This window comes from Leisingera sp. SA215 (assembly GCF_055902035.1).
The window spans coordinates 118,296-140,052 of the sequence record NZ_JBVVXU010000002.1; the positions used below are offsets into that span (position 1 = coordinate 118,296).

Annotated in this window: 20 protein-coding genes; 10 read left to right on the forward strand and 10 right to left on the reverse strand. The window is 63.2% G+C overall.

All coding sequences use genetic code 11. The features are described 5' to 3' along the window. Positions 1-22: 22 nt before the first annotated feature. Positions 23-2,053: a phenylacetic acid degradation bifunctional protein PaaZ gene (gene paaZ / locus AC0KW6_RS05050; RefSeq protein ID WP_323782422.1), complete on the reverse strand. Its 2,031-nt coding sequence runs from the start codon at positions 2,051-2,053 to the stop codon at positions 23-25. A 125-nt stretch (positions 2,054-2,178) separates the two neighbouring features. On the opposite strand from paaZ, the gene paaG reads away from it, so the two are divergent. The 5 genes from paaG (at position 2,179) to AC0KW6_RS05075 (ending at position 5,643) form a co-directional block, all read left to right on the forward strand. Beyond that, positions 2,179-2,964 (forward strand): 2-(1,2-epoxy-1,2-dihydrophenyl)acetyl-CoA isomerase PaaG, encoded by a 786-nt coding sequence (gene paaG, locus AC0KW6_RS05055; protein ID WP_323782419.1) that lies wholly within the window; start codon positions 2,179-2,181, stop codon positions 2,962-2,964. A gap of 2 nt (positions 2,965-2,966) precedes the next feature. Continuing rightward, positions 2,967-3,392 carry a hydroxyphenylacetyl-CoA thioesterase PaaI gene (gene paaI, locus AC0KW6_RS05060; protein WP_474034291.1) on the forward strand — a complete coding sequence of 142 codons (426 nt, stop codon included), beginning with the start codon at positions 2,967-2,969 and terminating at the stop codon, positions 3,390-3,392. Positions 3,393-3,407: 15 nt separating this feature from the next. Then, a complete protein-coding gene (paaK, locus tag AC0KW6_RS05065; protein WP_323782412.1) occupies positions 3,408-4,718 on the forward strand; it encodes a phenylacetate--CoA ligase PaaK in 1,311 nt (436 codons plus the stop codon). 15 nt (positions 4,719-4,733) lie between these two features. Then, positions 4,734-5,330: a TetR/AcrR family transcriptional regulator gene (locus AC0KW6_RS05070; protein ID WP_474034292.1), complete on the forward strand. Its 597-nt coding sequence runs from the start codon at positions 4,734-4,736 to the stop codon at positions 5,328-5,330. A 103-nt stretch (positions 5,331-5,433) separates the two neighbouring features. Next, positions 5,434-5,643, forward strand: coding sequence for a hypothetical protein (locus AC0KW6_RS05075; protein ID WP_474034293.1), 210 nt, complete (start codon positions 5,434-5,436; stop codon positions 5,641-5,643). Positions 5,644-5,694: 51 nt separating this feature from the next. Here AC0KW6_RS05075 and AC0KW6_RS05080 read toward each other — a convergent pair whose 3' ends face one another. Continuing rightward, entirely contained in the window at positions 5,695-7,443 is a 1,749-nt protein-coding gene (locus tag AC0KW6_RS05080; protein WP_474034294.1) for an OmpA family protein, read from the reverse strand. 144 nt (positions 7,444-7,587) lie between these two features. Further along, entirely contained in the window at positions 7,588-8,616 is a 1,029-nt protein-coding gene (gene trpS, locus AC0KW6_RS05085; protein WP_474034295.1) for a tryptophan--tRNA ligase, read from the reverse strand. A gap of 101 nt (positions 8,617-8,717) precedes the next feature. Here trpS and AC0KW6_RS05090 point away from each other — a divergent pair, with 101 nt between their 5' ends. Beyond that, on the forward strand, positions 8,718-9,419 hold the full coding sequence (locus tag AC0KW6_RS05090; RefSeq protein WP_474034297.1) for a rhomboid family intramembrane serine protease: 702 nt from the start codon (positions 8,718-8,720) through the stop codon (positions 9,417-9,419). A 79-nt stretch (positions 9,420-9,498) separates the two neighbouring features. Here the strand turns inward: AC0KW6_RS05090 and murJ are convergent, their stop codons facing one another. The 3 genes from murJ to AC0KW6_RS05105 are packed head-to-tail and all read right to left on the reverse strand — an operon-like array spanning position 9,499 to position 15,012. Then, positions 9,499-11,049: a murein biosynthesis integral membrane protein MurJ gene (gene murJ, locus AC0KW6_RS05095; RefSeq protein ID WP_323779841.1), complete on the reverse strand. Its 1,551-nt coding sequence runs from the start codon at positions 11,047-11,049 to the stop codon at positions 9,499-9,501. Continuing rightward, entirely contained in the window at positions 11,046-13,886 is a 2,841-nt protein-coding gene (locus AC0KW6_RS05100) for a [protein-PII] uridylyltransferase (RefSeq protein WP_474034298.1), read from the reverse strand. Before AC0KW6_RS05100 ends, murJ begins: the two co-directional genes overlap by 4 nt. Beyond that, complete coding sequence (locus tag AC0KW6_RS05105; RefSeq protein WP_323779839.1) at positions 13,846-15,012, reverse strand: penicillin-binding protein activator; 1,167 nt, start codon at positions 15,010-15,012, stop codon at positions 13,846-13,848. Before AC0KW6_RS05105 ends, AC0KW6_RS05100 begins: the two co-directional genes overlap by 41 nt. 87 nt (positions 15,013-15,099) lie before the next feature. On the opposite strand from AC0KW6_RS05105, the gene rsmI reads away from it, so the two are divergent. The 4 genes from rsmI to AC0KW6_RS05125 all read left to right on the forward strand — a co-directional run bounded on the left by rsmI (position 15,100) and on the right by AC0KW6_RS05125 (position 18,268). After that, on the forward strand, positions 15,100-15,957 hold the full coding sequence (gene rsmI / locus AC0KW6_RS05110) for a 16S rRNA (cytidine(1402)-2'-O)-methyltransferase (protein WP_323779836.1): 858 nt from the start codon (positions 15,100-15,102) through the stop codon (positions 15,955-15,957). A gap of 3 nt (positions 15,958-15,960) precedes the next feature. Beyond that, positions 15,961-16,335 carry a YraN family protein gene (locus AC0KW6_RS05115; RefSeq protein ID WP_323779833.1) on the forward strand — a complete coding sequence of 125 codons (375 nt, stop codon included), beginning with the start codon at positions 15,961-15,963 and terminating at the stop codon, positions 16,333-16,335. Positions 16,336-16,406: 71 nt separating this feature from the next. Further along, positions 16,407-17,342, forward strand: a complete 936-nt coding sequence (gshB, locus tag AC0KW6_RS05120; RefSeq protein ID WP_474034300.1) for a glutathione synthase — start codon at positions 16,407-16,409, stop codon at positions 17,340-17,342. Then, positions 17,342-18,268, forward strand: a complete 927-nt coding sequence (locus tag AC0KW6_RS05125) for an alpha/beta hydrolase fold domain-containing protein (RefSeq protein ID WP_474034301.1) — start codon at positions 17,342-17,344, stop codon at positions 18,266-18,268. The genes gshB and AC0KW6_RS05125 overlap by 1 nt, the downstream gene beginning before the upstream one ends. Here the strand turns inward: AC0KW6_RS05125 and AC0KW6_RS05130 are convergent. From AC0KW6_RS05130 to cobU, 4 genes are all read right to left on the reverse strand, one after another. Next, the gene (locus AC0KW6_RS05130) at positions 18,239-19,747 is read right to left on the reverse strand and encodes a YifB family Mg chelatase-like AAA ATPase (protein ID WP_323779825.1); all 1,509 of its coding nucleotides are present in this window, start codon (positions 19,745-19,747) and stop codon (positions 18,239-18,241) included. The genes AC0KW6_RS05125 and AC0KW6_RS05130 overlap by 30 nt on opposite strands. Positions 19,748-19,861: 114 nt before the next feature. Then, positions 19,862-20,545 (reverse strand): glutathione S-transferase, encoded by a 684-nt coding sequence (locus AC0KW6_RS05135; RefSeq protein WP_323779822.1) that lies wholly within the window; start codon positions 20,543-20,545, stop codon positions 19,862-19,864. A 58-nt stretch (positions 20,546-20,603) separates the two neighbouring features. Then, on the reverse strand, positions 20,604-21,185 hold the full coding sequence (locus AC0KW6_RS05140; RefSeq protein ID WP_323779819.1) for a histidine phosphatase family protein: 582 nt from the start codon (positions 21,183-21,185) through the stop codon (positions 20,604-20,606). Next, a complete protein-coding gene (gene cobU / locus AC0KW6_RS05145) occupies positions 21,182-21,700 on the reverse strand; it encodes a bifunctional adenosylcobinamide kinase/adenosylcobinamide-phosphate guanylyltransferase (RefSeq protein ID WP_323779817.1) in 519 nt (172 codons plus the stop codon). The genes AC0KW6_RS05140 and cobU overlap by 4 nt, the downstream gene beginning before the upstream one ends. Positions 21,701-21,757: the final 57 nt, after the last annotated feature.

Consider the following 21,757-nt stretch of genomic DNA (forward strand, 5'->3'; position numbering starts at 1 on the left):
TCCCTGCCGCTTTAACATGGGATCAAAAGGCGTTCATGGTCAGCAGCTCATATTCCGCTGCAATCTCGTCGTCCTGATTGGTGAGGGTGACGTGCCAGCGGACCTCGCCGTATTCTTCATTGCGCGGGGTCTTCTTCTTGACCGTCAGGCGCACCTTGATGCTTTCGCCTGCGGAAATGGGTTTCATGAAGCGCAGATTATCAAGGCCGGTGTTGGCCAGAACCGGACCTTCGTCCGGCTGCACGAACATGCCGGCGGCAAAGGACAGCAGCAGGTATCCATGCGCAACGCGGCCCGGGAAGAACGGGTTCCGCTTGGCGGCATCATCGTCCATATGGGCATAGAAGGTGTCGCCGGTGAAATGGGCGAAGGTTTCGATATCCTCCAGCGTCACGGTACGGGGCGCGGTGTGCAGGGTCTCGCCGATCGCCAGCTCGCCGAACTTGCGGGTGAAGGGATGTGCCGGACCTTGGATCTCAGCGCCGCCGGGCACCCATTTTTCACCGATCGCCGCCAGAATATCTGGGGAGCCCTGGATGGCGGTGCGCTGCATGTAGTGTTTGACGCCGCGCACGCCGCCCATTTCCTCGCCGCCGCCGGCGCGGCCGGGGCCGCCATGCACCATATGCGGCAGGGGGGAGCCGTGGCCGGTGCTTTCCTTCATCGAGTCGCGGTTGTTGAAGTAGAGCCGCCCGTGGTAGGCGCCGGCGCCGATGGCAACCTCGCGCGCGACGGCCAGGTCGTGGGTGATGACCGAGGCCACCAGAGAGCCCTGGCCGCGGTTGGCCAGATCAATGGCGTGATCCAGATCGCGGTAGCCCATGATGGTGGAAACGGGGCCGAAAGCCTCGGTGTCGTGCACGCGGCTCGCCTTGTCCGGATTGGCACAGTGGAACAGCATCGGCGGCACAAAGGCGCCTTTATCTGCATCTGCGCCCTCGACGGTGAAGTTCGCCGGGTCGCCAAAGACGCGCTCGGCTTCCTGGCCGATGATCGCGGCTTTCTCCAGCACGTCGCGTTTCTGACTGTTCGAGACCAGTGCGCCCATGCGGGTGGTTTCCAGGCGCGGGTCACCGATCTTGGTTTTCGCCAGCCGGCCTGACAGCGCTTCGATCACTGCATCCACCTGCGCCTGCGGCGCGATGATGCGGCGGATAGCGGTGCATTTCTGGCCCGCCTTGGTGGTCATCTCGCGGCTGACTTCCTTGACGAACAGGTCGAATTCCGGTGTGCCAGGTGTGGCATCCGGCCCCAGGATCGAGGCGTTGAGGCTGTCCTGCTCGGCCACGAAACGCACCGAGTTCTGCAGGATCACCGGGTTGGCGCGCAGTTTCAGCGCGGTTTGCGCCGAGCCGGTAAAGCTGACAACATCCTGCATCGTAAGATGGTCCAGCATGTCGCCCAGCCCGCCGGAGACCAGCTGCAGCGCCCCTTCGGGCAGGATACCGCTGTCGAGCATCAGCTTCACCGCCAGTTCCGTGACGTAGCAACTGTTGGTGGCGGGTTTCACGATGGCGGGAACGCCGGCCAGAAGTGTGGGAGCCAGCTTTTCCAGCATGCCCCAGACCGGGAAGTTGAAGGCGTTGATATGCACCGCGACACCGCGCAGCGGGGTGCAGATGTGCTGGCCCAGGAAGGTGCCGTTGCGCGACAGCTGCTCCACATCGCCGTCGAGATAGACATGGCCGTCGGGCATCTCCCGCCGCCCCTTGGAGGCGAACACAAACATGGTGCCGATGCCGCCGTCGATGTCGATCATATGGTCGGACAGGGTGGCACCGGTGTCGAAGCTGAGGTCATACAGCGCCTGCTTGTGCTTGTTCAGGTGGCCTGCCAGTGCCTTCAGCATGCGGGCGCGGTCGTGGAAGGTCAGCTGCCGCAGGTTTGCACCGCCTTTGGAGCGGGCATAATCGAGCATCGCCTGCACATCGAGCGCATCATTGCCGGCGCTGGCGATCACCTCGCCGGTGATGGCGCTGGCGATGTTGCGGGCGCCTGCACCCGGTGCGACCCATCGGCCCGCTGCAAAGCTGGAAATCTCAAGAAGGCTCATGGTGCTGTCCTTTTCGTCACGCCGGTAGGGCCGGCTGGCTGGAATCCGATGCTGAGATATATTGACCGTCCGGTCGGTTTATGCAAGGTATTTGTCAAATGCGCCGCTGACAGGGTGAGGGAACGATGAGCGATACGATTCTGGTAGAGGATCACGGGAGCTGGGTGGAGATCGCCCTGAACCGCCCGGACCGGCTGAACAGTTTCAACGAGGAGATGCACAACGCCTTGCGTGGCGCGCTGGAAGCGGCGCGTGACGGGGGTGCCCGTGCCGTGCTGCTGACCGGGACGGGCCGCGGCTTTTGCGCGGGCCAGGATTTGGGCGACCGCGATCCGCGCAAGATGGACGGGCCGCCGGACCTGAGCAAGACCGTACGCACCTTTTACGCGCCGCTGGTGCGGCTGATCCGGTCGCTGAACGTTCCGGTGATCTGTGCGGTCAACGGCGTGGCCGCCGGGGCCGGGGCCAATCTGGCGCTGGCCTGCGACATGGTGCTGGCGGGAGAGAGCGCCAAATTCATCCAGTCGTTCTCCAAGGTTGGCCTGATTCCCGACACCGGCGGCAGCTGGCATCTGCCGCGACTGCTGGGCGAAGCGCGGGCCAAGGGGCTGGCGCTGACCGCCGAACCGCTGCCTGCGAAAAAGGCCGAAGACTGGGGCCTAATCTGGAAAGCGCTGCCGGATGACGAGCTGATGACCGAGGCCCGCGCGCTGGCAGAGAAATTCGCAAACGGCCCCACTCTGGGCCTGGGTCTCACCAAACAATGCATTCAGGCGGCGGCGGTCAACACGCTGTCCGATCAGCTGGATATCGAAGCCGACGCGATGAAAACCTGCGGCGAGAGTGCGGATTATGCTGAAGGCGTGGCCAGTTTTCTGGAAAAACGCGCGCCTGCGTTCAAGGGCAAATGACCATGACCCCGAAAGAACGCGCCGAAAAATCTGCTGCCGCCATGTGGGCGGATGACCACGCTTCGAAATGGGCCGGGATGGAGATCACCCATGTGGATGTGGGCGAGGCGACACTGGAGCTGACCGTGGCCCAGTATCACTGCAACGGCCACGGCATCTGCCATGGCGGCGTGACCTTCATGCTGGCCGACAGCGCCTTTGCCTTTGCCTGCAACAGCCGGAACCAGGCAACCGTGGCGCAGCACAACGTGATCAGCTTCACCGCGCCGGGGCGGCTGGGCGACAGGCTGACCGCGCAGGCCCGCGAGATTTCCCTGACCGGGCGCAGCGGCATCTATGACGTGACAGTGACCAACCAGGACGGCCGGCAAATCGCCGAGTTCCGGGGTTTTTCCCGGGCGGTCAAAGGCCAGTTGTTTGACGAATAAGGCGTGGAGGACGCAATGGAAGACCTGACCCCGAACAAGGCTGATCTGGACCCGATCGAGATCGCCTCGATTGACGAAATCCGCGCCCTTCAGCTGCAGCGGCTGAAGTGGTCGCTGCGCCATGCCTATGACAACGTGCCGATGTACAAGCAGCGGTTCGATGAGGCGGGGGTGCATCCGGACGACCTGCAGGAACTGAAGGACCTCGCCAAGTTTCCCTTCACCTACAAGAACGACCTGCGGGACAATTATCCCTTTGGCCTGTTCGCCGTCCCGCGCAGTGAGATCATCCGCTTGCATGCGTCCTCCGGCACCACCGGCAAGCCGACAGTTGTGGGCTACACGGCGACTGACATCAGCAACTGGGCGGATCTGGTGGCGCGGTCCTTGCGTGCAGCCGGCCTGCGCAAGGGCGATATGGTGCACAACGCCTATGGCTACGGGCTGTTCACCGGCGGGCTGGGCGCCCACTACGGGATTGAACGGCTGGGCGCGACCGTGGTGCCGATGTCGGGCGGGCAGACCGAAAAGCAGGTTGGTCTGATCACCGATTTCAAGCCTGACGGGATCATGGTGACGCCCTCCTACATGCTCAACATTCTGGAGCAGTACAACAAGGTCGGCATGGACCCGCGTGAAAGCTCTCTGAAGGTCGGCGTCTTTGGCGCCGAACCCTGGACCGATGCAATGCGCAAGGAGGTTGAACAGGCCTTTGATATGCACGCGGTCGACATCTACGGGCTGAGCGAAATTATGGGGCCGGGTGTGGCCAATGAATGCGTTGAGACTAAGGACGGCCCGGTAATCTGGGAAGACCACTTCCTTCCGGAAATCATTGACCCGCAGAGCGGTGAAGTACTGCCGGATGGCGAGATGGGCGAGCTGGTGTTCACGACGCTGACCAAGGAAGGCCTGCCGATGATACGCTACCGCACCCGCGATCTGACGCGGTTGCTGCCGGGCACAGCACGGTCGATGCGGCGGATGGAAAAGATCACCGGCCGCAGCGACGACATGATCATCCTGCGCGGTGTCAATGTCTTCCCCAGTCAGGTCGAAGAACAGCTGATGGCAACCGGCGGGCTGGCGCCGCATTACCAGATCGAGCTTTACAAATCCGGGCGGATGGATGCGATGCGGGTTTATGTGGAGGCAAATCCGGATGCCACGGATGAGCTGAGCAGAACCGCTGCGGCGCGGATGCTGACCAAGCGGATCAAGGATATGATTGGCGTTTCCACCGAGATCATTGTAGGCGACCCTGGATCGGTCGAGCGCAGCCAAGGCAAGGCGAAACGCGTCGTCGACAACCGTGGCAAGTCCTGAATGAGGGAGTGAGTTTTGGCCCGCACCATCGCAAAAGACCATGACCAGAAACGCACCCAGATCCTGAAATCCGCAGCCAAGGTGTTTGCGGAAGCGGGCTATGACCGCGCGTCGATGACACAGCTGGCGCGGGAATGCGGGATCTCCAAGGCGAACATCTACCACTATTACGACAGCAAGGATGCCGTGCTTTTCGGCATTCTTGATACCTATCTTTGCGACCTGCGCGACCGGGTCTGCGGGGTGGAGGCGGAGGTCTGCGGTCCGGAGGACAGGCTGCGCCGTATCGTGTCGGAGATCATGCTGGCCTATCAGGGCGCGGACCACGAGCATCAGGTGCAGATCAGCGCCATGGGTGCGTTGCCGGAGGATCAGCAGAAGCTGCTGCGCGCTTACCAGCGCGAGATGGTGCAGGTCGTCAGCAGCGCGCTGGCGGCGGTGGCTCCGGAGGTGTTCGAGGGCGAAACTGCCAAGTTGCGCGGCGCAACCATGTCGGTCTTCGGCATGTTGAACTGGTATTACATGTGGAATTCCGGCGCAGGCTCCAAGGCGCGCGAGGACTATGCGCGGCTGGCGGCAGATCTGGTTCTGAATGGAATCAAGGGCCTTTGACGCCCTGGACGTTCAGCACGAAAACGTGACCTGAAAACGCCGCAGAGTTTCTTTTGCGTTTGCGCCGGCCTGCACTAAACTTGCGGACCTCAAGGAGGGCGGCATGGCAAACTCTGAAAGTTTCGAAAAGTTCTACTACAAAAAGGTCGGGCTGGGCGAGGGCTGCGGCTGCGCCGAGCGGGTGATAGACATTCATGAATTCGACCGCCGGCCGGGGCGGCCGCAACTGAAATCCTTTGGCCGCCGGTTCTCGCTCAGGTCTTTTGCCCTGAAATACGGGCTCATTTCCCGGCGCAGGACGCGGGTGGAGTAGAGGCAGGCAAACACCCGGAGGGGCAGCCCCCCGGGGCGCAATTGTTCTTGTTCACCGATCAGCCTCGCTGCCCAGCAGCGGCGTAATGCGGCGCACGGCAACGCGGCGGTTGGCGCGTTCAGCGGCCAGTGTCCTCACGGTCAGATCGCTTTCGCCATAGCCCTGCACCACCATGTTTTCCGGCGGCACGCCGAAATACTCAGTCAGAGCCAGCGCCACCGTTTCAGCGCGCCGGTCGGACAGCGCCAGATTGTAGGTGGCTGCACCCACCGCATCGGTGTGGCCTTCAATCAGGAACACTTCGCCCGGGTTGCGGTCGACCAATTCACGCAGCGCGTTGCCCAAGGACGCCAGTTCTTCGGCCTGGTGGGTACGGATCACCGCAGAGCCGGTGTCGAAATTAACGGAATCCACGTTGATCACCGGCACCAGCCGGCGCACGGCGTCAATATTGCGGATCTGTGCCAAAGAGAAGCTGCGGCCGGCATCCGGTGCCTGCTGTGCGGCCAGCGCTGCGGCCAGGTCCTGTGCTGAGACTGCGCCGGTGCTGGAGAAGGCACGGCGGTTGTCCTGAAACTGCGGCAGCTCGTTGACGTCGACCTTTTCGGCCTTCCGGGTGTCGTCGAACAGCACCACGCTGCGGCCATCAGGCAGGATACGGGTGCGGCGCAGCACCCGGCCTTCGGCGGAGCGGATGGTTTCCACCTCAACCCCGTTATCGCGGATGACCACAGTGCGGGTGGAGCCGTCTTGGAACCGGTAGGCGGTCACGTTGGAGCCCGGCTGGCGCAGCAGGGCGTCGTCGTCCTTCAGGACGCGGTACTGGCCGTCCTGTTCCACGATGGCGCGGTCGCCGGTGTTGGAGACGACCTTGCCGCCATTGTTGAGCAGCGTGCCGATGGCCAAGGCGCCAAGGCCAAGCAGCGCGTTGCGTTGCTGGTTGGACAGGCCGCCGTCATCCTGTTTTGGGGCGGTATTGGTCTGCGGGTCGGGGGCTTCTGCCGCAGCCTGGGCGTTTTCGCCGGCGTCGGTTTCAAACTCCTCGTCCGAACTGCGCACGGTGTCTTCGGTTACCGTTTCCTCGATCACCTCGGCCTTGCCGGCGGTGTTTTCTGCCGCGGCTGCGGCCGCTGCTGGGGTGCCCGTCTCAGCTGCGGCCTGAGCGTCAGCCTGGGCCTGGCTGTCCAGCTCAACCAGTTCGGGGTTGTCTGTTTCATCGCTGGCTTCGCCCTGCGACTGGGCCGGGACAGCGGCGGTCGCCCCGGCGGGTTGGTCTGCTTCGGCCTGCCCGTTCTGTTCGGCGGCCTGCGCTTCGGTCTGCTGTTCCAGTGCCTCTGCCAGAGCCGCGGGCTCATCCGCTTCCTGGGCGGTTGCAGTGTCTGCGGCAGCCTCTGCTTCGGCGGACGCCTCCGTTTCGGCACCGGCCTCGACACCGGTTTCAGTACCGGCGGTTTCAGCTTCAGCCTCGGTTCCGGCAGTCATCTCTGCGACGCTGGCCAGCACGCTGGCGGATTGCAGTTCACCCGGCAGGCCGGCGTCAAAGGCGCCGGTGGCATAGGCCTTGCAGAACTTGGCAATCCGGCCCTTTTTATCTTGGACTTCTTCGCCTGCGGCCAGTTCCTTCTGCCGCCGCTCGGCGCGGTTCCGGCAGCGCTCGACCAGTTCGCCGATCTCGGCGTTGGTCATCCCGGTGAGGTCAATACGCTTGTTGCCCTTGTCCTGCGACAGGGCGGGCAGCGGGGCTGCCAGCGAGACCACCACTGCCAGCGCCGTGGCCGATTTGAAAATTCCCGGTTTCATTGCGGTTCCTTCCTTGCTCCGGCACGGGGCCGTACGGAGGTAACCGCTGAGAGCAGGAAAAGTTTCCGCGCATCCCGGCAAAAAAGAAGCCGCCCCGGCAGGGGCGGCTGTGGTCTGGCTGGTTTCCGCCAGCAGCAGGCCGTTTCAGAGGCTTACGGGCGGAACCATGCCGACGATGTCATAGGTCTTACGCAGGATCGGCGCGGTGATTTCGCGCGCGCGCTCCGAGCCGCGGGACAGGATCTTGTCGATCTCATCCTGGTTCTGCATCAGCCGCGCCATTTCGGTCGAGATCGGCGCCAGTTTCGACACGGCCAGATCCGCCAGCATCGGCTTGAACTCCGAGAACTGCTTGCCGCCGACATCCGCCAGCACCTGATCTACGCTCTGCTCGTTCAGGGCGGCGTAGATGTTGACCAGGTTCCGCGCTTCGGGGCGGGCTTCCAGGCCCCCGGCTTCGGACGGCAACCCTTCGGGGTCGGTCTTCGCCTTGCGGATCTTCTTGGCGATGGTGTCGGCATCATCAGTCATGTTGATGCGGCTGGCGTCCGACGGGTCGGACTTTGACATTTTCTTGGAGCCATCGCGCAAGCTCATCACCCGGGTGGCGGCGCCCTCGATCACCGGTTCGGTGATCGGGAAGAAATCGACGCCATAGTCATGGTTGAACTTGGCGGCGATGTCGCGGGTCAGTTCCAAATGCTGTTTCTGATCCTCGCCCACCGGCACGTGGGTGGCGTGGTAGACCAAAATGTCGGCTGCCATCAGCGACGGATAGGCCAGCAGGCCAAGCGAGGCGTTTTGCGCGTTCTTGCCGGCCTTGTCCTTGAACTGGGTCATCCGCTGCATCCAGCCCATGCGGGCGACGCAGTTGAAGATCCAGGCCAGCTGCGCGTGCTCGGGCACCTGGGACTGGTTTATCAGGATGGATTTCTCGGGATCCAGGCCAGCAGCCAGGAAACCTGCACAGAGTTCACGGGTGGATTTCCGCAGATCGGCAGGATCCTGCCAGACGGTGATCGCATGCAGGTCGACCATGCAATAGATGGTCTCCACATCATTGGCCTGCCAGTCGACGAACCGCTTCAAGGCACCAAGATAATTGCCCAGGTGCAGGTTGCCGGAGGGCTGAATCCCCGAAAAGACGCGCGGGGTGAATGTGGTTTCGCTCATCTAGGCGTAACTCCCGTCTGGAAATAGCAACCCCGGTGGCTTACCCATGAGGCTTGGATAGGTCAACAGGCGCGGGGGATTCCGCGCCGCAAGGAGCCAGGATGAGCAACCAGCCCCCGAATACCCCCGTCAACCGGGCCCCGGTCAACCCGCTGCCCGCCGCCGTGGTGGCGCTGGTGCTGATTGTCATCGCGATCGAAGCGGTGTTCTCGCTCGGCGCCCGCGGGATCCTGGGCGGGCCGGAGGCGATCGGCTGGAGGCTGGAGGCAATCCAGTCCTATGCGTTTTCCAGCGAGATCTTCTGGTGGATGCAGGATAGCGGGCGCTGGCTGCCGGAGCATCTGCTGCGCTTTGTATCGTACCCCTTTGTGCACGGCGCCTTCACCCATGCGCTGTTTGTCTGTGTCTTTGTGCTGGCAATGGGCAAAATGGTGGGCGAGGTGATGGGCGATCTGGCGATGGTGATCATTTTTGTGTTGTCCGGTGCAGGCGGCGCGCTGGGCTATGCGCTTCTGGTCAGCGGAGGCCAGCCATTGATCGGCGGTTTCCCGGCGGTTTACGGGCTTATCGGGGCATTTACCTTTCTGCTGTGGCGCTCGCTGGCCTCGGTCGGTGCTCAGCAGAGCCGGGCGTTTTCACTGATAGCTTTCCTGATGGGGGCACAGCTGCTGTTTGGATTGCTGTTTGGCGGGCAAAAGGACTGGGTCGCGGATCTGGCAGGCTTTGCCACCGGATTCGGGCTGTCGTTTTTCCTGGCACCGGGGGGCTGGGCGCGTATCCGCAACCGTATTCGCCACGATTGAACCCGGGGCGCTCCCGCCGGCTGTCACAGCCTCTGACGGGGCAATTCCAGCCGGCGACCCCCGCAGCGGGTGCGAGGAGTCAGACCTGCTTGCGGCGGCTGAAAGCAGTCCGGAATTCGGACAGGCGGAAGGCGCCAAGGGCCTGGCCGGCGGCAAAATAGACCGTGCCGCCCAGTGCCACCAGGCCAAGCAGGGACAAGTAGCGCCAGTAATCCAGCGTAAACAACCAGCCCGCTGCCGAGGTGACGGTATAAAGCACCGCGCCCATTGCGGCTGAGGCAACCACGATGCGCCAGGCGCGGGTAAGGAAGCGGGCATCAAAACGGGCCTCTTCCCCCATCCGGCGGGCACCGATCGCCAACAGCGCCACCATCGCCCAGCCTGCGGCAGAGGCGGCAATTGCGGGGGCAATCCAGCCCAGGACAGGTTTCAGGCCAAAGGCCAGCGCGGCGTTCACTGCCATCGCCACCAGCGCATAGCGGAATGGAGTCTTGGTATCCTCGCGGGCAAAGTAAAGCGGCTGCAGCACCTTTTGCAGCATAAAGGCCGGCAGGCCTGCGCCATAGATGGCGACCGCAATGGCAATGGCCGCCACATCTTCGGGGCCGGTCGCGCCGCGCTCATACAGGACCGAGACCAGCGGCACGGGCACGGTGATAAAGGCGACGGCGGAAGGCACTGCCAGCAGCAGCGAGAATTCTCCTGCGCGCGACAACGCGTCTTGTGAACCGGTGCTGTCCCCGGCCCGAAGACGGCGCGACAGGGCAGGCAGCAGCACGATGCCGACAGCAATACCGACAACGCCCAATGGCAGTTGGTACAGCCGGTCGGCGATGAACAGCCAGCTGGCCGCCTTTTCGATGTCAGAGGCCACGTATTGCCCGACAACCAGGTTGATCTGAGTGACCCCCATGGCCAGCGCAGCCGGCACGGCGACGCGGACCAGGTTGCGCATCTCGAAGTTCCAGCGGGGCAGGCCGGGGCGCAGGACAATGCCTGCACGCGCCGCGGCCGCCCAAACCAGGGCCAGCTGGGCGACACCTGCAACCGGGATTGTCCAGACCAGCCACAGGACGACATCGCCGCCCAGCAGGGCGCCGGCAGCCATGGCCGCACAGGCAAATATGTTGAGGAGGACCGGTGCGGCGGCGGCGGCGGCAAAGCGGCCGGTGGCATTCAGAACCCCGGAAAACAATGCGGCCAGCGACATGAACAGGATATAGGGAAAGACGATGTAGCCGTAGCCCACCGCCATGCCGAAACGGGCATCGCCCACAAACCCGCCTGCCGTCAGCCAGACCAGCCCCGGCATGAACACCATGCCCAGCCCCACCAGGGCCAGCACCGCAGCGGCCAATAGATTGAACGCCTGCTGCGCGTAGTGCCTGGCATCCTCACCGGCCTCGTAGCGCTTGGAAAAGGCTGGCACAAAGGCCGCGTTGAAGGCACCTTCTGCAAAGAAGCGGCGGAACATGTTGGGCAGGCGGAAAGCCACGATGAAGGCGTCCAGCACCGGACCGGGGCCGATAAAGGCGGCAATCAGGATCTCGCGGGCAAAGCCCAGAACACGGCTGGCCAATGTCCAGAACCCGACGGTCAGGAACCCCGATAGCAATTTGATCGGTTTCATGTATCCGCCCGTTTTGCACCTTCGGCGATGGCCTCGCGCAGTTTCTTTTCCAGCGTCCGCTGCTTGGAGTCTGCGTAATATTTCAAGCCGAACATGTCCTTGACATAAAAGGCATCCACCACCTGCTCGCCGTAGGTCGCAATCACCGCATTGGCGATATAGACATTGGCCGACGCCAGCGCCCGGGCCAGATCATACAGCAGCCCGGGGCGGTCGCGCGTATCCACCTCGATGATGGTGTAGATCTCCGAGCCGTCGTTGTCGAAGGTGATATGGGTTGGCACCTTGAAGGCGCGCTCCCGTTTCTTGATCTTGTCGCGGGATTTCAAAGCGTCGCGGGTGATCACTTCGCCCTTCAGGGTCTTCTCAAGCATCTGCTTAAGCCGGTGCAGGCGCATCGGATCGAAGGGGTGGCCTTCGCTGTCCTGAATCCAGAAGGCGTCGGTCACGTATCCGTCCTTGGTCGTGTAGGAGCGCGCATCCACCACATTGGCGCCGACCAGTGCCAGCGCGCCGGCGATGCGGGCAAAGATGCCAGGGTGGTCCTCCATCACGAAACAGGCGCGGGTCGCGTCGCGGTCGACATCCGGGTAAAGCCGGATCATCACCTCGCTTGGATCGCCCTTGGCGGTGTAATCGCGCAGCATCTCGGCGAAATCCACATGGGCGGTGATGTGCAGCCCGTGCCAGTAGGGCGGATAGTGCCGGGCGGTTTCGGTTTTGAGTTCGGCTTTGGACCAATCCTTCAGCGCCTCGCGCAGGGCCTTCTTGGCCGACGCCCCGCGGTGTTCGCGGTTCAGCGCCTCCATGCCGCCTTCGAGCGCTGCGCGGGTCTGGCCATAAAGCGCCCGCAGCAGGGCGGCTTTCCAGTTGTTCCAGGTGTTCGGGCCTACGCCGCGGATGTCACAAACGGTCAGCAGCAGCAGCAGGTCCAGCCGTTTGACTGTTTGCACAGCCTTGGCGAAATCGCGCACGGTGCGCGGATCGGCAATGTCGCGTTTCTGCGCCATGTCGGACATCAGCAGGTGATAGCGCACCAGCCATTCCACGGTTTCGCATTCAGACGGTTTCAGCCCCAGCCTGGGGGCCACCTTGCGGGCGATTTGGGCGCCGAGGATCGAGTGATCCTGTTCACGGCCCTTGCCGATGTCATGCAGCAGCATCGCCACCATCAGCACCTTGCGGTTCAACCCCTTGCGCAGCACGCCCGAGGACAGCGGCAGCTCGTCTTCCAGCTCGCCGCGTTCGATGGCGGCGAAATTGGCGATCACCTGGATCGTGTGTTCGTCCACCGTGTAGGAGTGGTACATGTTGAACTGCATCATTGCCACGATCGGCTCGAACTCGGGCAGGAAGGCCGACAGCACCCCCAGTTCATTCATCCGCCGCAGCGCGCGCTCCGGATTGCCGTGCTTGAGCAGCAGGTCGAGGAAGATGCGCTGGGCTTCCTTGTCGTTGCGCATGCCGTCATCAATCAGACGCAGATTGGCGGTGACCAGCCGCATGGCATCGGGGTGGATCAGCATACCGGTGCGCAGGGCTTCCTCGAAAATCCGCAGCAAATTCACCCGGTCGGCCAGAAATGCTTCCGGATCCTGCACATCCAGCCGGTTGTGCACCACTTTGTAGCCGGGCTTGATCCGCGGGCGCCTGCGGAAGATGCGTTCCAGCAGCGGCGCGCCTTTTTGCTGACTGGCCTCCAGCTTGGTCAGGAAAATCCGGGTCAGGTCGCCGACTCGTGTGGCATGGCGGAAATACTCCTGCATGAAGATCTCCACCCCGCGGCGGCCGGCCTTGTCCTTGTATCCCATGCGGCTGGCCACCTCGACCTGCAAGTCGAAGGTCAGCTGCTCAGTGGCGCGGCCGGTGGCAAGATGCAGATGCGAGCGCACCGCCCAGAGAAAAGTCGCGGCTTTGGCAAACCGCTCCAGTTCAGCGGGGCGGAACAGGCCCAGCGGCACCAGGTCTTCCGCGTCTTGCACCTGGTAAAGGTACTTGGCGATCCAGAACAGCGATTGCAGATCGCGCAAGCCCCCTTTGCCTTCCTTTACATTGGGCTCAACCATATACCGCTGGCCCTGCTTCAGATGGCGGGCGTCGCGCTCGGCCAGTTTGGCTTCAATGAAGTCAGACGCGTCCTGCGAAAACAGTTCCGCCTTCAGCCGCTTTTCCAGCTCCCTTGCCAGCGGCACGTGGCCGGCCAGGAACCGGTGCTCCAGCATTGCGGTGCGGATCGTGTAATCCTCGCCGCCCAGCCGGATGCAGTCCTTGATTGTTCGGCTGGAATGGCCGACCTTCAGCCGCAGATCCCACAGGATGTAGAGCATAGATTCGATTACGCTCTCGGCCCAGGCGGTGATCTTGTAGGGTGTCAGAAACAGCAGATCGACGTCCGAGGCAGGGGCCATTTCCCCCCGGCCATAACCGCCAACCGCGATTACCGCGATGCGCTCGCCCCGGGTCGGGTTAGCCAGCGGGTGAAGCAATTCACCCGCGACATACAATGCCGTGGTCACCAGACCGTCGGTCAGGAATGTGTAGGACCGGGTCAGGTCCCGGGCCGCAAAGGGGGTCGCGGCAAAGGCTTCGGCAATCACTGCACGGCCGGCCTTGTTTGCCGCCTTCAGAACCTTCACCGTTTCCCCGCGCAGATCCGCAGCAGTGGTGTCCTCTGCCATGGTTCTGATCCGGGCCCGGACCGCCGCGGCATCAAAGATGTCCGCAGGATCGCAGATCAACGGGCCTTGCGGTTCGGGAAAGCCGTCGGCGGCGTACTGCGCGAGGCCGGCAGCGGGTTCAGAATCCGGCGCCGGTGAAGCTGCTTGGGGCAGGGTCAATGATCACGACCTTCTGTTCTTGGATGGTAGCGACCGCCAGGCCGCGCTCATTGGTGCCGTCCGGGCGCAGGCGGAAAATGCCGCCGGCACCCTGAAAACCGGCGCCTTGAGTCAGAGCCGCACCGGTCAAAGCGTCGGATTTTCCGGCAGCCACAAGTGCGCCGATTGCGGCAATCCCGTCATAGGCCAGGCTGCCGATCGAATGCGGCGATCCGCCATAGTTCGCCTGGTAGCGGGCGCTGAATTGCTGAACCTTGCCCTGGTCGGGCATTGCGAACCAGCCGCCCTGCACACCGGGCAGAGCCAGCGTTTGGGCTGGAATATCCCAGCGGGTCAGCCCGATATACTGCTTTTCTGCCGGATCCACACCGGCTTCGGGCAGCAGCTGGGCCAGCAGCGGCAGGGCGCCGGCTGTGGTCGAGGTCAGAAACACCGCATCTGCCTGGCGGGATTGATTGCGGATCGCCGGAATGGCGTTGATCACGCCCTGCTGGGACAGCTCATAGCCGACGCTGCCTGCAATATTGGCACCGGTCTGGCTGGCCGCGCGCTGAATGGCAGTGCGGCCAGCCAGGCCGGCAGCATCATTGCCGCCGACAATCAGGATGTTCTGCTTGCCGTTGCGGGCGGCAAAGCGGGTCAGCCGCCGTGCGGTATTGTCAAAGGTAGGCCCCAGGATAAAGACGTTGCCGCCGGCAATTGCTGGGTTGTTTGAAAAGGCCAGCACGTTGACGCCGCGCTGGCGGGCGGCGATGCCCGCTGCATTTGCGGCTTCGGCGTACACCGGACCCAGAATGACACGGGCGCCGTCCTGCAGCGCCTGCTGCGCAGCACCCGAAGCCACTTCGGGTCCGCCCGCCGTGTCATAGACCCGGAGATCAATCTGCACGCCTTGCAAATCGGCAATCGCCATGCGGGCAGCGTTTTCCAGGCTTTGCGCCAGCACTCTGTCGCCCTGCTGGGCTGATCCGCGTGGCACCAGCAGCGCCACCGGCACCGGTTTTGACGTGTTGATTGTCGGACCTGTGCTGAGGGAAACCGGGTCACAGGCTGTCAGGGCAAGTGCGGAAAGTGCCGCGGCGGCTGTCAGTGCCGCCTTGCGGGCGCGTTTGAAAACAGCAAACATAATGGCTTGAAACTCCGTTCTCCCGGCGCGGCTGCACCGTGTGGGTTTAAGGGCGGATCATAAACGACCAAAAAGGCGGGTCCAGCGTTGAATCACCAGAATGTCATATTGTCCCCGGGGCTTTACTTTGTTGCCACGCCCATTGGCACTGCCCGCGACATTACCCTGCGTGCGCTGGATGTGCTGGCCTCGGCCGATGTGCTTGCAGCTGAGGATACACGCTCGCTGCGCAAACTGATGGAGATTCACGGTGTTCCCTTAAACGGGCGGCGGATCATTGCCTACCATGACCACAGCGGTGCAGGCGCCCGCGCCAAACTGCTGGAGGCGGTGGCGGAGGGGAAATCTGTTGCCTATGCGTCGGAGGCCGGGATGCCGCTGATTGCCGATCCGGGATTTGACCTCAGCCGTGCTGCGGCGGAGGCCGGGCATACGGTCACCTGCGCCCCCGGCGCCTCGGCGGCGGCAACCGCGCTGACGCTGGCAGGGCTGCCTACGGATGCGTTTTTCTTTGCAGGTTTCCTGCCTAATGCCTCCGGCGCGCGGCGCAAGCGGCTGGAGGAACTGCGGGACATCCCCGGCACGCTGATCTTTTATGAATCACCGAAACGTATTGCCGCCTCGGTTGCCGACATGGCCGCGGTGCTGGGCAACCGCTCCGCCGCGCTGTGCCGCGAGCTGACCAAGAAGTTTGAGGAAGTGCGCCGCGCCCCGCTTGCCGGGTTGGCTGCGGGGCTGGAGGAAAAACCAGTCAAGGGCGAGATCGTGCTGCTGGTTGACCGGGCGCAACAGGCCGAGGTGAGCGAGGGGGATCTGGAAAGCGACCTGCAAGCGGCACTTCAGGGCAATTCAGTCAAGGATGCCGCCGGCATTGTTGCCGAAATGCACGGTCTGCCGCGGCGCAAGATCTACCAGCTGGCGCTGCAGCTGGCCAAGGGCGGCTGAGACATGACCCGCGCCCGCCAGCATCGCGGTGCCCGCGCCCATCTGGCCGGAGAGGCGGCGGAAGAGATTGTCGCACGCCACTACGAGAATCGTGGTTACACCGTTGCGGAGCGCCGCTGGCGCGGGGCAGGCGGCGAAATCGACCTGATTCTGCGCGGGCCGGACGAGCTGATTTTTGTGGAGGTGAAACACAGCTCAACCAGCGCCGCTGCCGCCCTGCGCATCACGCCCCGGCAGGCGGAACGCATTTATGCCAGCGCCGGGCAATACCTGGAGAACGAGCCGCAGGGCCAGCTGACGCCGGTGCGGTTCGACGCGGCGCTGGTCAACGGCACTGGAGCGGTGGAGATTATCGAAAACGCTTTCGGCTTTGACTGATCCGCAGCTGCCCCATTGAACCCTGGGGCGGGGTGGGCCATGTATTCGGCCAGTTTACAAGGGATACTGCCATGAAAATCGCCTTTCAGATGGACCCGGTCATGGGCGTGGACATCAACGCCGACAGCAGCTTCCGCCTGGCTGAAGAAGCGCAGGCGCGCGGGCATGAGCTGTTCTACTATGCCCCTGATCAGCTGGCCTATCAGGAAGGCCGCATCACCGCGCGCGGCCACGATATGACGGTGCAGCGGGTGGCAAATGCCCCGGCAGTGCTCGGTCCGGAGCGCGAGGTGGATCTGGCGGAGTTTGATGTGGTCTGGCTTCGGCAGGACCCTCCGTTCGATATGCACTACATCACCTCGACCCACTTGCTGGACATGCTGAAGGACCAGGCGCTGGTGGTGAATGATCCGTTCTGGGTGCGCAATTATCCGGAAAAACTGCTGGTTCTGACCTTCCCGGGCCTGACCCCGCCGACCACCATTGCCCGCGATCTGCAAACCATCAAGGCGTTCAAGGAAAAGCATGGCGATGTGATCCTTAAGCCGCTCTATGGCAACGGCGGTGCCGGCGTGTTCCGGCTGGATGCCAATGACCGCAACCTCACTTCGCTGCACGAGCTGTTCACCGGTTTCAGCCGCGAGCCGCTGATTGTGCAGAAGTTCCTGCCGGATGTCAGCAACGGCGACAAACGGGTGATTCTGGTTGACGGCGAACCTGTCGGCGCCATCAATCGCGTGCCGGCTGCGGGCGAGACGCGCTCCAACATGCATGTGGGCGGACGGCCCGAGAAAACCGGGCTGAGCGAGCGGGATCTGGAAATCTGCGCCGCCATCGGACCGTTGCTGCGCGAAAAGGGCCAGATCTTTGTCGGCATCGACGTGATCGGCGACTACCTGACCGAGATCAACGTGACCTCTCCCACCGGGATTCAGGAGCTGGAGCGCTTCGACGGGGTGAATATCGCCGAAAAGGTCTGGCAGGCGATCGAAGCCAAGATCAGCTGATGAGCTGGCAGCGCCGGGCCATAAACGCATGGATGCGTTATGGCATGAAACCGGTGCTGCAGTGCACCAGCAGTCCGGAGTTGGCGCGCAAAAGTTTCGAGCTTGCGGCGCCGCTGTTCTGCCCGGCGCTGCCCTTTACCCGGCTGCTGAGGCGGCCAGCGCCAGTGCCGTTGTACCTGCTGTCCGCCGGCAGGACGCGGAACCGGCAGATTATCCTTTTCCTGCATGGCGGTGCCTATCTGGCAGGCAGCGCCCGCGCTTATCAGGGCATGCTGTCGCGTCTGTCTTGTGCCGCTGGCGTGGAGGTTGCCGTGCCCGACTACCGGCTGCTGCAAGAGGCACCGTTTCCGGCTGCTTTCGAGGATGCGCTGGCGGCCTGGCGGTATTTGCGCAGCACGGGTTATGGAGCTGACGGTATCCTGCTTGCAGGCGACAGCGCCGGCGGCGGGCTGGCGCTGGCGCTGCTTGCAGGCCTTCTCGCCGAGGGAGAACGGCCCGCGGGGCTTATTGCGCTGTCGCCTTGGTGCGATCTGACGCTGAGCGGGGCAAGCATCGAGGCCAACCGCTTCAGGGATGTGATCATTCCTGCCGGACGGATGAAGGAAGCCGTTGATCAGTATCTGGCAGGTGCAGATCCGGCAGATGTCCGGGCCTCGCCTTTGTTCGCAAAGTTCGCAAACCCGCCGCCGGTGCTGATTCAGGCCGGGGATACCGAGGTGTTGCTGTCGGATGCGCAGCGTATGGCGCAGCGTCTGGAGGAGGCAGGCGGCGCGGTGCGGCTGAGCCTTTGGCCGGATGTGCCGCACGTTTGGCAATTCATGGCTGGACATCTGCCGGAGGGGCAGGCCGCATTGGATGAAGCTGCCGCCTTTGCCATATCCGCTTTCGACGGCGGCTTACCGGGATGGGGGCAGCCTGAAACTTAGCGCTTCGGCGAAATGCCGGCGTTGCACCTGGTCCTCGCGGGCCAGGTCGGCAATGGTGCGGGCAACGCGCAGTACCCGGTGGTATCCGCGGGCGCTGAGGCCAAACCGTTCGGCAGCACGGAGCAATAGATCACGGCTTTCGGCATCCGGCGCCGCAATTTCCTCCAGCACAGCGCCTTCGGCATCCGCGTTCTGGCGCAAGCCAGGGTGGCCGCGGAACCGCTCTGTCTGCGTTTCCCGGGCAACCGCGACCCTTTGCGCCACCTGGGCCGAGCCCTCGGCGCCGGGCGGTAATTCCAGATCGGACACATCCACCGGCGGCACGTCCAAATGCAGGTCGAACCGGTCCAGCAGCGGGCCGGAAATCCGCCCCAGATAGTCTGCTCCGCACATTGGTGCCCGCGAACAGGCGCGGTTGGCATCAGCCAGATAACCGCATTTGCAGGGATTGGCCGCAGCGACCAGCATGAAACGGCTGGGGTATTTCACGTGTGCGTTGGCGCGCGCCACCATCACCTCTCCGGATTCCAGCGGCTGGCGCAGCGTTTCCAGCACGGGACGGCCGAACTCAGGCAGCTCATCCAGAAACAGCACCCCATTATGCGCCAGGCTGATTTCCCCCGGCTGCGCCCGCCGTCCGCCACCGGCAATCGCGGCCATGGAGGCGGTGTGATGCGGTTCGCGGAAAGGGCGGGCGCGGCTGATGCCGCCTGCATCAATCAGGCCGCACAAGGAATGGATCATCGAGGTTTCCAATGCCTCGGCCGGTGACAGCGGCGGCAGAATCGAAGGCAGCCGCGCCGCCAGCATCGATTTGCCGGACCCGGGCGGCCCGATCATCAGCATGTGGTGACGCCCCGCGGCAGCAATCTCCAGCGCTCTTTTGGCTTGTTCCTGGCCCTTGACGTCGCGCAGGTCCTTGCCGCCCAGCCCGCTGACGGCCTCGCCCGGGGCGGAGGGTTCAATGCGCCGCTGGCCGGTGAAGTGCTGTACCACTTCGGTCAGCGTGGCGGCACCGATCACCTGTGCTGCATCGACCCAGGCGGCCTCGGGGCCGGATGGTTTCGGGCAGAGCAGCATCCGCCCTTCCTCTGCTGCGGTGACGGCCGCGGGCAGCGCACCCGCGACAGGCATCAGCTGGCCGTCCAGCGACAGTTCGCCCAGCGCGATGGTCTCCTCGGCCTTTTCCGCTGGTAGGATTCCAATTGCCGCCAGCAGAGCCAGCGCAATCGGCAGATCGAAATGACTGCCTTCCTTGGGCAGGTCAGCGGGTGACAGGTTGACGGTGATCCGGCGGGAGGGCAGGGCGATGGACATCGCCGCAAAGGCAGCACGCACCCGTTCCCGGGCCTCGGACACCGCTTTGTCCGGCAATCCGACGACGGAAAACGCCGGCAGGCCGGGCGCGACGGCGCATTGCACCTCGACCAAGCGGGCCTCAACCCCCTGAAAGGCAACTGTGTAGGACCGTGCTGTCATTTCTCCCCGCCCCTTCTGGTTCAGGGAGAAAGGCTTGGTGTTCGTGGTTTCCGAGTCGTTAACGTTTGGGGTGCCACCGGGCGAATTCACGCAGAATTCGCGCTGGCGGCCGGTTCAATCCAGAGACCAAGGCCGCCGCGGCAGATCCCGCGCATAAGGTTCCGGATCGTAGCTGACCTCATGTGCCTGTTCTTGCCAGCGCAGAACGGCCGGATCGGACAGCAGCAGCTTGCAATAGGCGTGCGTTGCGGCAGAGACCGGCAGCCCGTAGCCGATGATGCGTGCGGCAACCGGGGTGTAGAACACCTCCGCCAGCGAATACTCTCCGAACAGATAACCGTCTGCCAGGCCGGAAACGTTGCGCGCATGGGCGAACAGCGTTTCAATTCGGTCCAGGTCCGCCTGAACGGCGCCGGACGTCTCAAACTCTTGGTAGATATGTGCCAGCTGCATCGGGCATTCGCCGCGCAGCGCGCCAAAGCCCGCGACCATTTCGGCCGCCAGCCAGCGAGCGGCGGCTCGCTGTGCGGGATCCGCGGGCCAAAGCCCGGCGTCCGGGTTCTGTTCGGCCAGCGTCTCGGCTATCGCCAGGCTTTCGCCTACAACTGTGCCCTCTGGTGTGCGCAGCGCGGGCACCAGCCGGGCCGGGGCCAGATGCGCCATTTCTTCCGCCATGGTTCCTGAGTACAACCCCACCAGATGCACCGTATGGGGAAGAGCAAATTTTTCGAGCATGAGCCAGCCGCGCAATGACCAGCTGGAGAACATGCGGTCGCCGATATAGATTTCATAAGCCATGAGGTAAGGCTACTGCGTGCATTATCATTCTGAAATGGAATGTTTGTGATGCATTGAATCACGGAAGGTGATTTATGGCGCCTGTCTTCCAGCCATCACGGCCCACAGCGACATCGGTGACCGACAGGTTGTCGATCCGATGGCTGAAGGCCTCTGCGGAAGTCAGTAACTCTGCCCGCTGTATCTGGGTCAGTATTTGCCCGAAATGCCCCACGACGATCAAGTCGCGGCCCTGATTCGCGTTGATCAGCCCGTCAACCGCCGCATTCACCCGGTCACAGACCTGATGCCAGCTTTCGCCGCCCGGCGGGGTCACGTCGCCCGGCGTTTCCCAATAGGCCCGGATCCGGTCCGGGTCCTCGGCGTCCACCTCGGCCCAGGTTCTCAGCTCCCAAGCGCCGAAATGGATTTCACGCAACGCCGCGACATGGGGGAGGCGCTGACGGCTGCCCTGGATCGCGCTGGCTGTATCAACTGCGCGCGACAGGTCGGAGGAGACGATTAATGCGTCAGCCGGCAGGTAATCCGACAGTCGTTTCAGCGCGGAGGTGTCGGACAGGTCTGCCGGCAGATCCGACCAGCCGACCATGCATTTGGCGTGTGTAGGCCCGTGCCGCACCAGGAACAACCGGGTGGTCATAACGCCCCCTTCAGCAGCAGCGGCAGCCCGGCGGTCACCTGCACAACCGTATCTGCACGCGTTGCCAGTGCGATATTGAGCCGCCCCTGCGCCTCGCGGAAACGGCGGGCCAGTTTATTCTCGGGCACAATCCCTAGGCCGGTTTCGTTGGAAACCACTACCAGGTCTGCACGGCAGCGGCCGATTGCTGCCAGCAGGTTTTCCTGTGCAAGATTCAGGTCATTCCCGGCCAGCAGATGGTTGGTCAGCCACATGGTGGCGCAGTCCATCAGGCAAATTTGTTTTGCGGTCAGCGCATCCAGAACCCGGCTGGCTGTTTCCGGTTCTTCGACAGTTGTCCACCCCGAACCCCTTTGCATGAGATGGCGGGACACTTTCTCGCGCATTTCGCTGTCAAAAATTTGTGCAGTCGCCCAGTAAAACCTGTCTTTTCCGGTGTTTGTACAGATCTGTTCGGCAAAGGCCGACTTTCCAGAGGCCGCCCCCCCTAGAATAAAAGTTACATTTGCAGGCATTTTTTGCTAACCTGTAAGAACGAAGCCGTTCCTGTGGGTAAACGCAGGGCCCGGTTA

What these genes read in the sequence shown, in the direction of transcription:
- gshB (WP_474034300.1), top strand. Translation starts at nt 16,407, where the DNA reads ATGAAAATCGCCTTTCAGATGGACCCGGTCATGGGCGTGGACATCAAC.
- AC0KW6_RS05080 (WP_474034294.1), bottom strand. Translation starts at nt 7,443, where the DNA reads ATGAAACCGGGAATTTTCAAATCGGCCACGGCGCTGGCAGTGGTGGTC.
- AC0KW6_RS05115 (WP_323779833.1), top strand. Translation starts at nt 15,961, where the DNA reads ATGACCCGCGCCCGCCAGCATCGCGGTGCCCGCGCCCATCTGGCCGGA.
- paaG (WP_323782419.1), top strand. Translation starts at nt 2,179, where the DNA reads ATGAGCGATACGATTCTGGTAGAGGATCACGGGAGCTGGGTGGAGATC.
- AC0KW6_RS05130 (WP_323779825.1), bottom strand. Translation starts at nt 19,747, where the DNA reads ATGACAGCACGGTCCTACACAGTTGCCTTTCAGGGGGTTGAGGCCCGC.
- AC0KW6_RS05125 (WP_474034301.1), top strand. Translation starts at nt 17,342, where the DNA reads ATGAGCTGGCAGCGCCGGGCCATAAACGCATGGATGCGTTATGGCATG.
- AC0KW6_RS05140 (WP_323779819.1), bottom strand. Translation starts at nt 21,185, where the DNA reads ATGACCACCCGGTTGTTCCTGGTGCGGCACGGGCCTACACACGCCAAA.
- cobU (WP_323779817.1), bottom strand. Translation starts at nt 21,700, where the DNA reads ATGCCTGCAAATGTAACTTTTATTCTAGGGGGGGCGGCCTCTGGAAAG.
- AC0KW6_RS05090 (WP_474034297.1), top strand. Translation starts at nt 8,718, where the DNA reads ATGAGCAACCAGCCCCCGAATACCCCCGTCAACCGGGCCCCGGTCAAC.
- paaI (WP_474034291.1), top strand. Translation starts at nt 2,967, where the DNA reads ATGACCCCGAAAGAACGCGCCGAAAAATCTGCTGCCGCCATGTGGGCG.
- paaZ (WP_323782422.1), bottom strand. Translation starts at nt 2,053, where the DNA reads ATGAGCCTTCTTGAGATTTCCAGCTTTGCAGCGGGCCGATGGGTCGCA.
- paaK (WP_323782412.1), top strand. Translation starts at nt 3,408, where the DNA reads ATGGAAGACCTGACCCCGAACAAGGCTGATCTGGACCCGATCGAGATC.
- AC0KW6_RS05135 (WP_323779822.1), bottom strand. Translation starts at nt 20,545, where the DNA reads ATGGCTTATGAAATCTATATCGGCGACCGCATGTTCTCCAGCTGGTCA.
- AC0KW6_RS05105 (WP_323779839.1), bottom strand. Translation starts at nt 15,012, where the DNA reads ATGTTTGCTGTTTTCAAACGCGCCCGCAAGGCGGCACTGACAGCCGCC.
- AC0KW6_RS05075 (WP_474034293.1), top strand. Translation starts at nt 5,434, where the DNA reads ATGGCAAACTCTGAAAGTTTCGAAAAGTTCTACTACAAAAAGGTCGGG.
- trpS (WP_474034295.1), bottom strand. Translation starts at nt 8,616, where the DNA reads ATGAGCGAAACCACATTCACCCCGCGCGTCTTTTCGGGGATTCAGCCC.
- murJ (WP_323779841.1), bottom strand. Translation starts at nt 11,049, where the DNA reads ATGAAACCGATCAAATTGCTATCGGGGTTCCTGACCGTCGGGTTCTGG.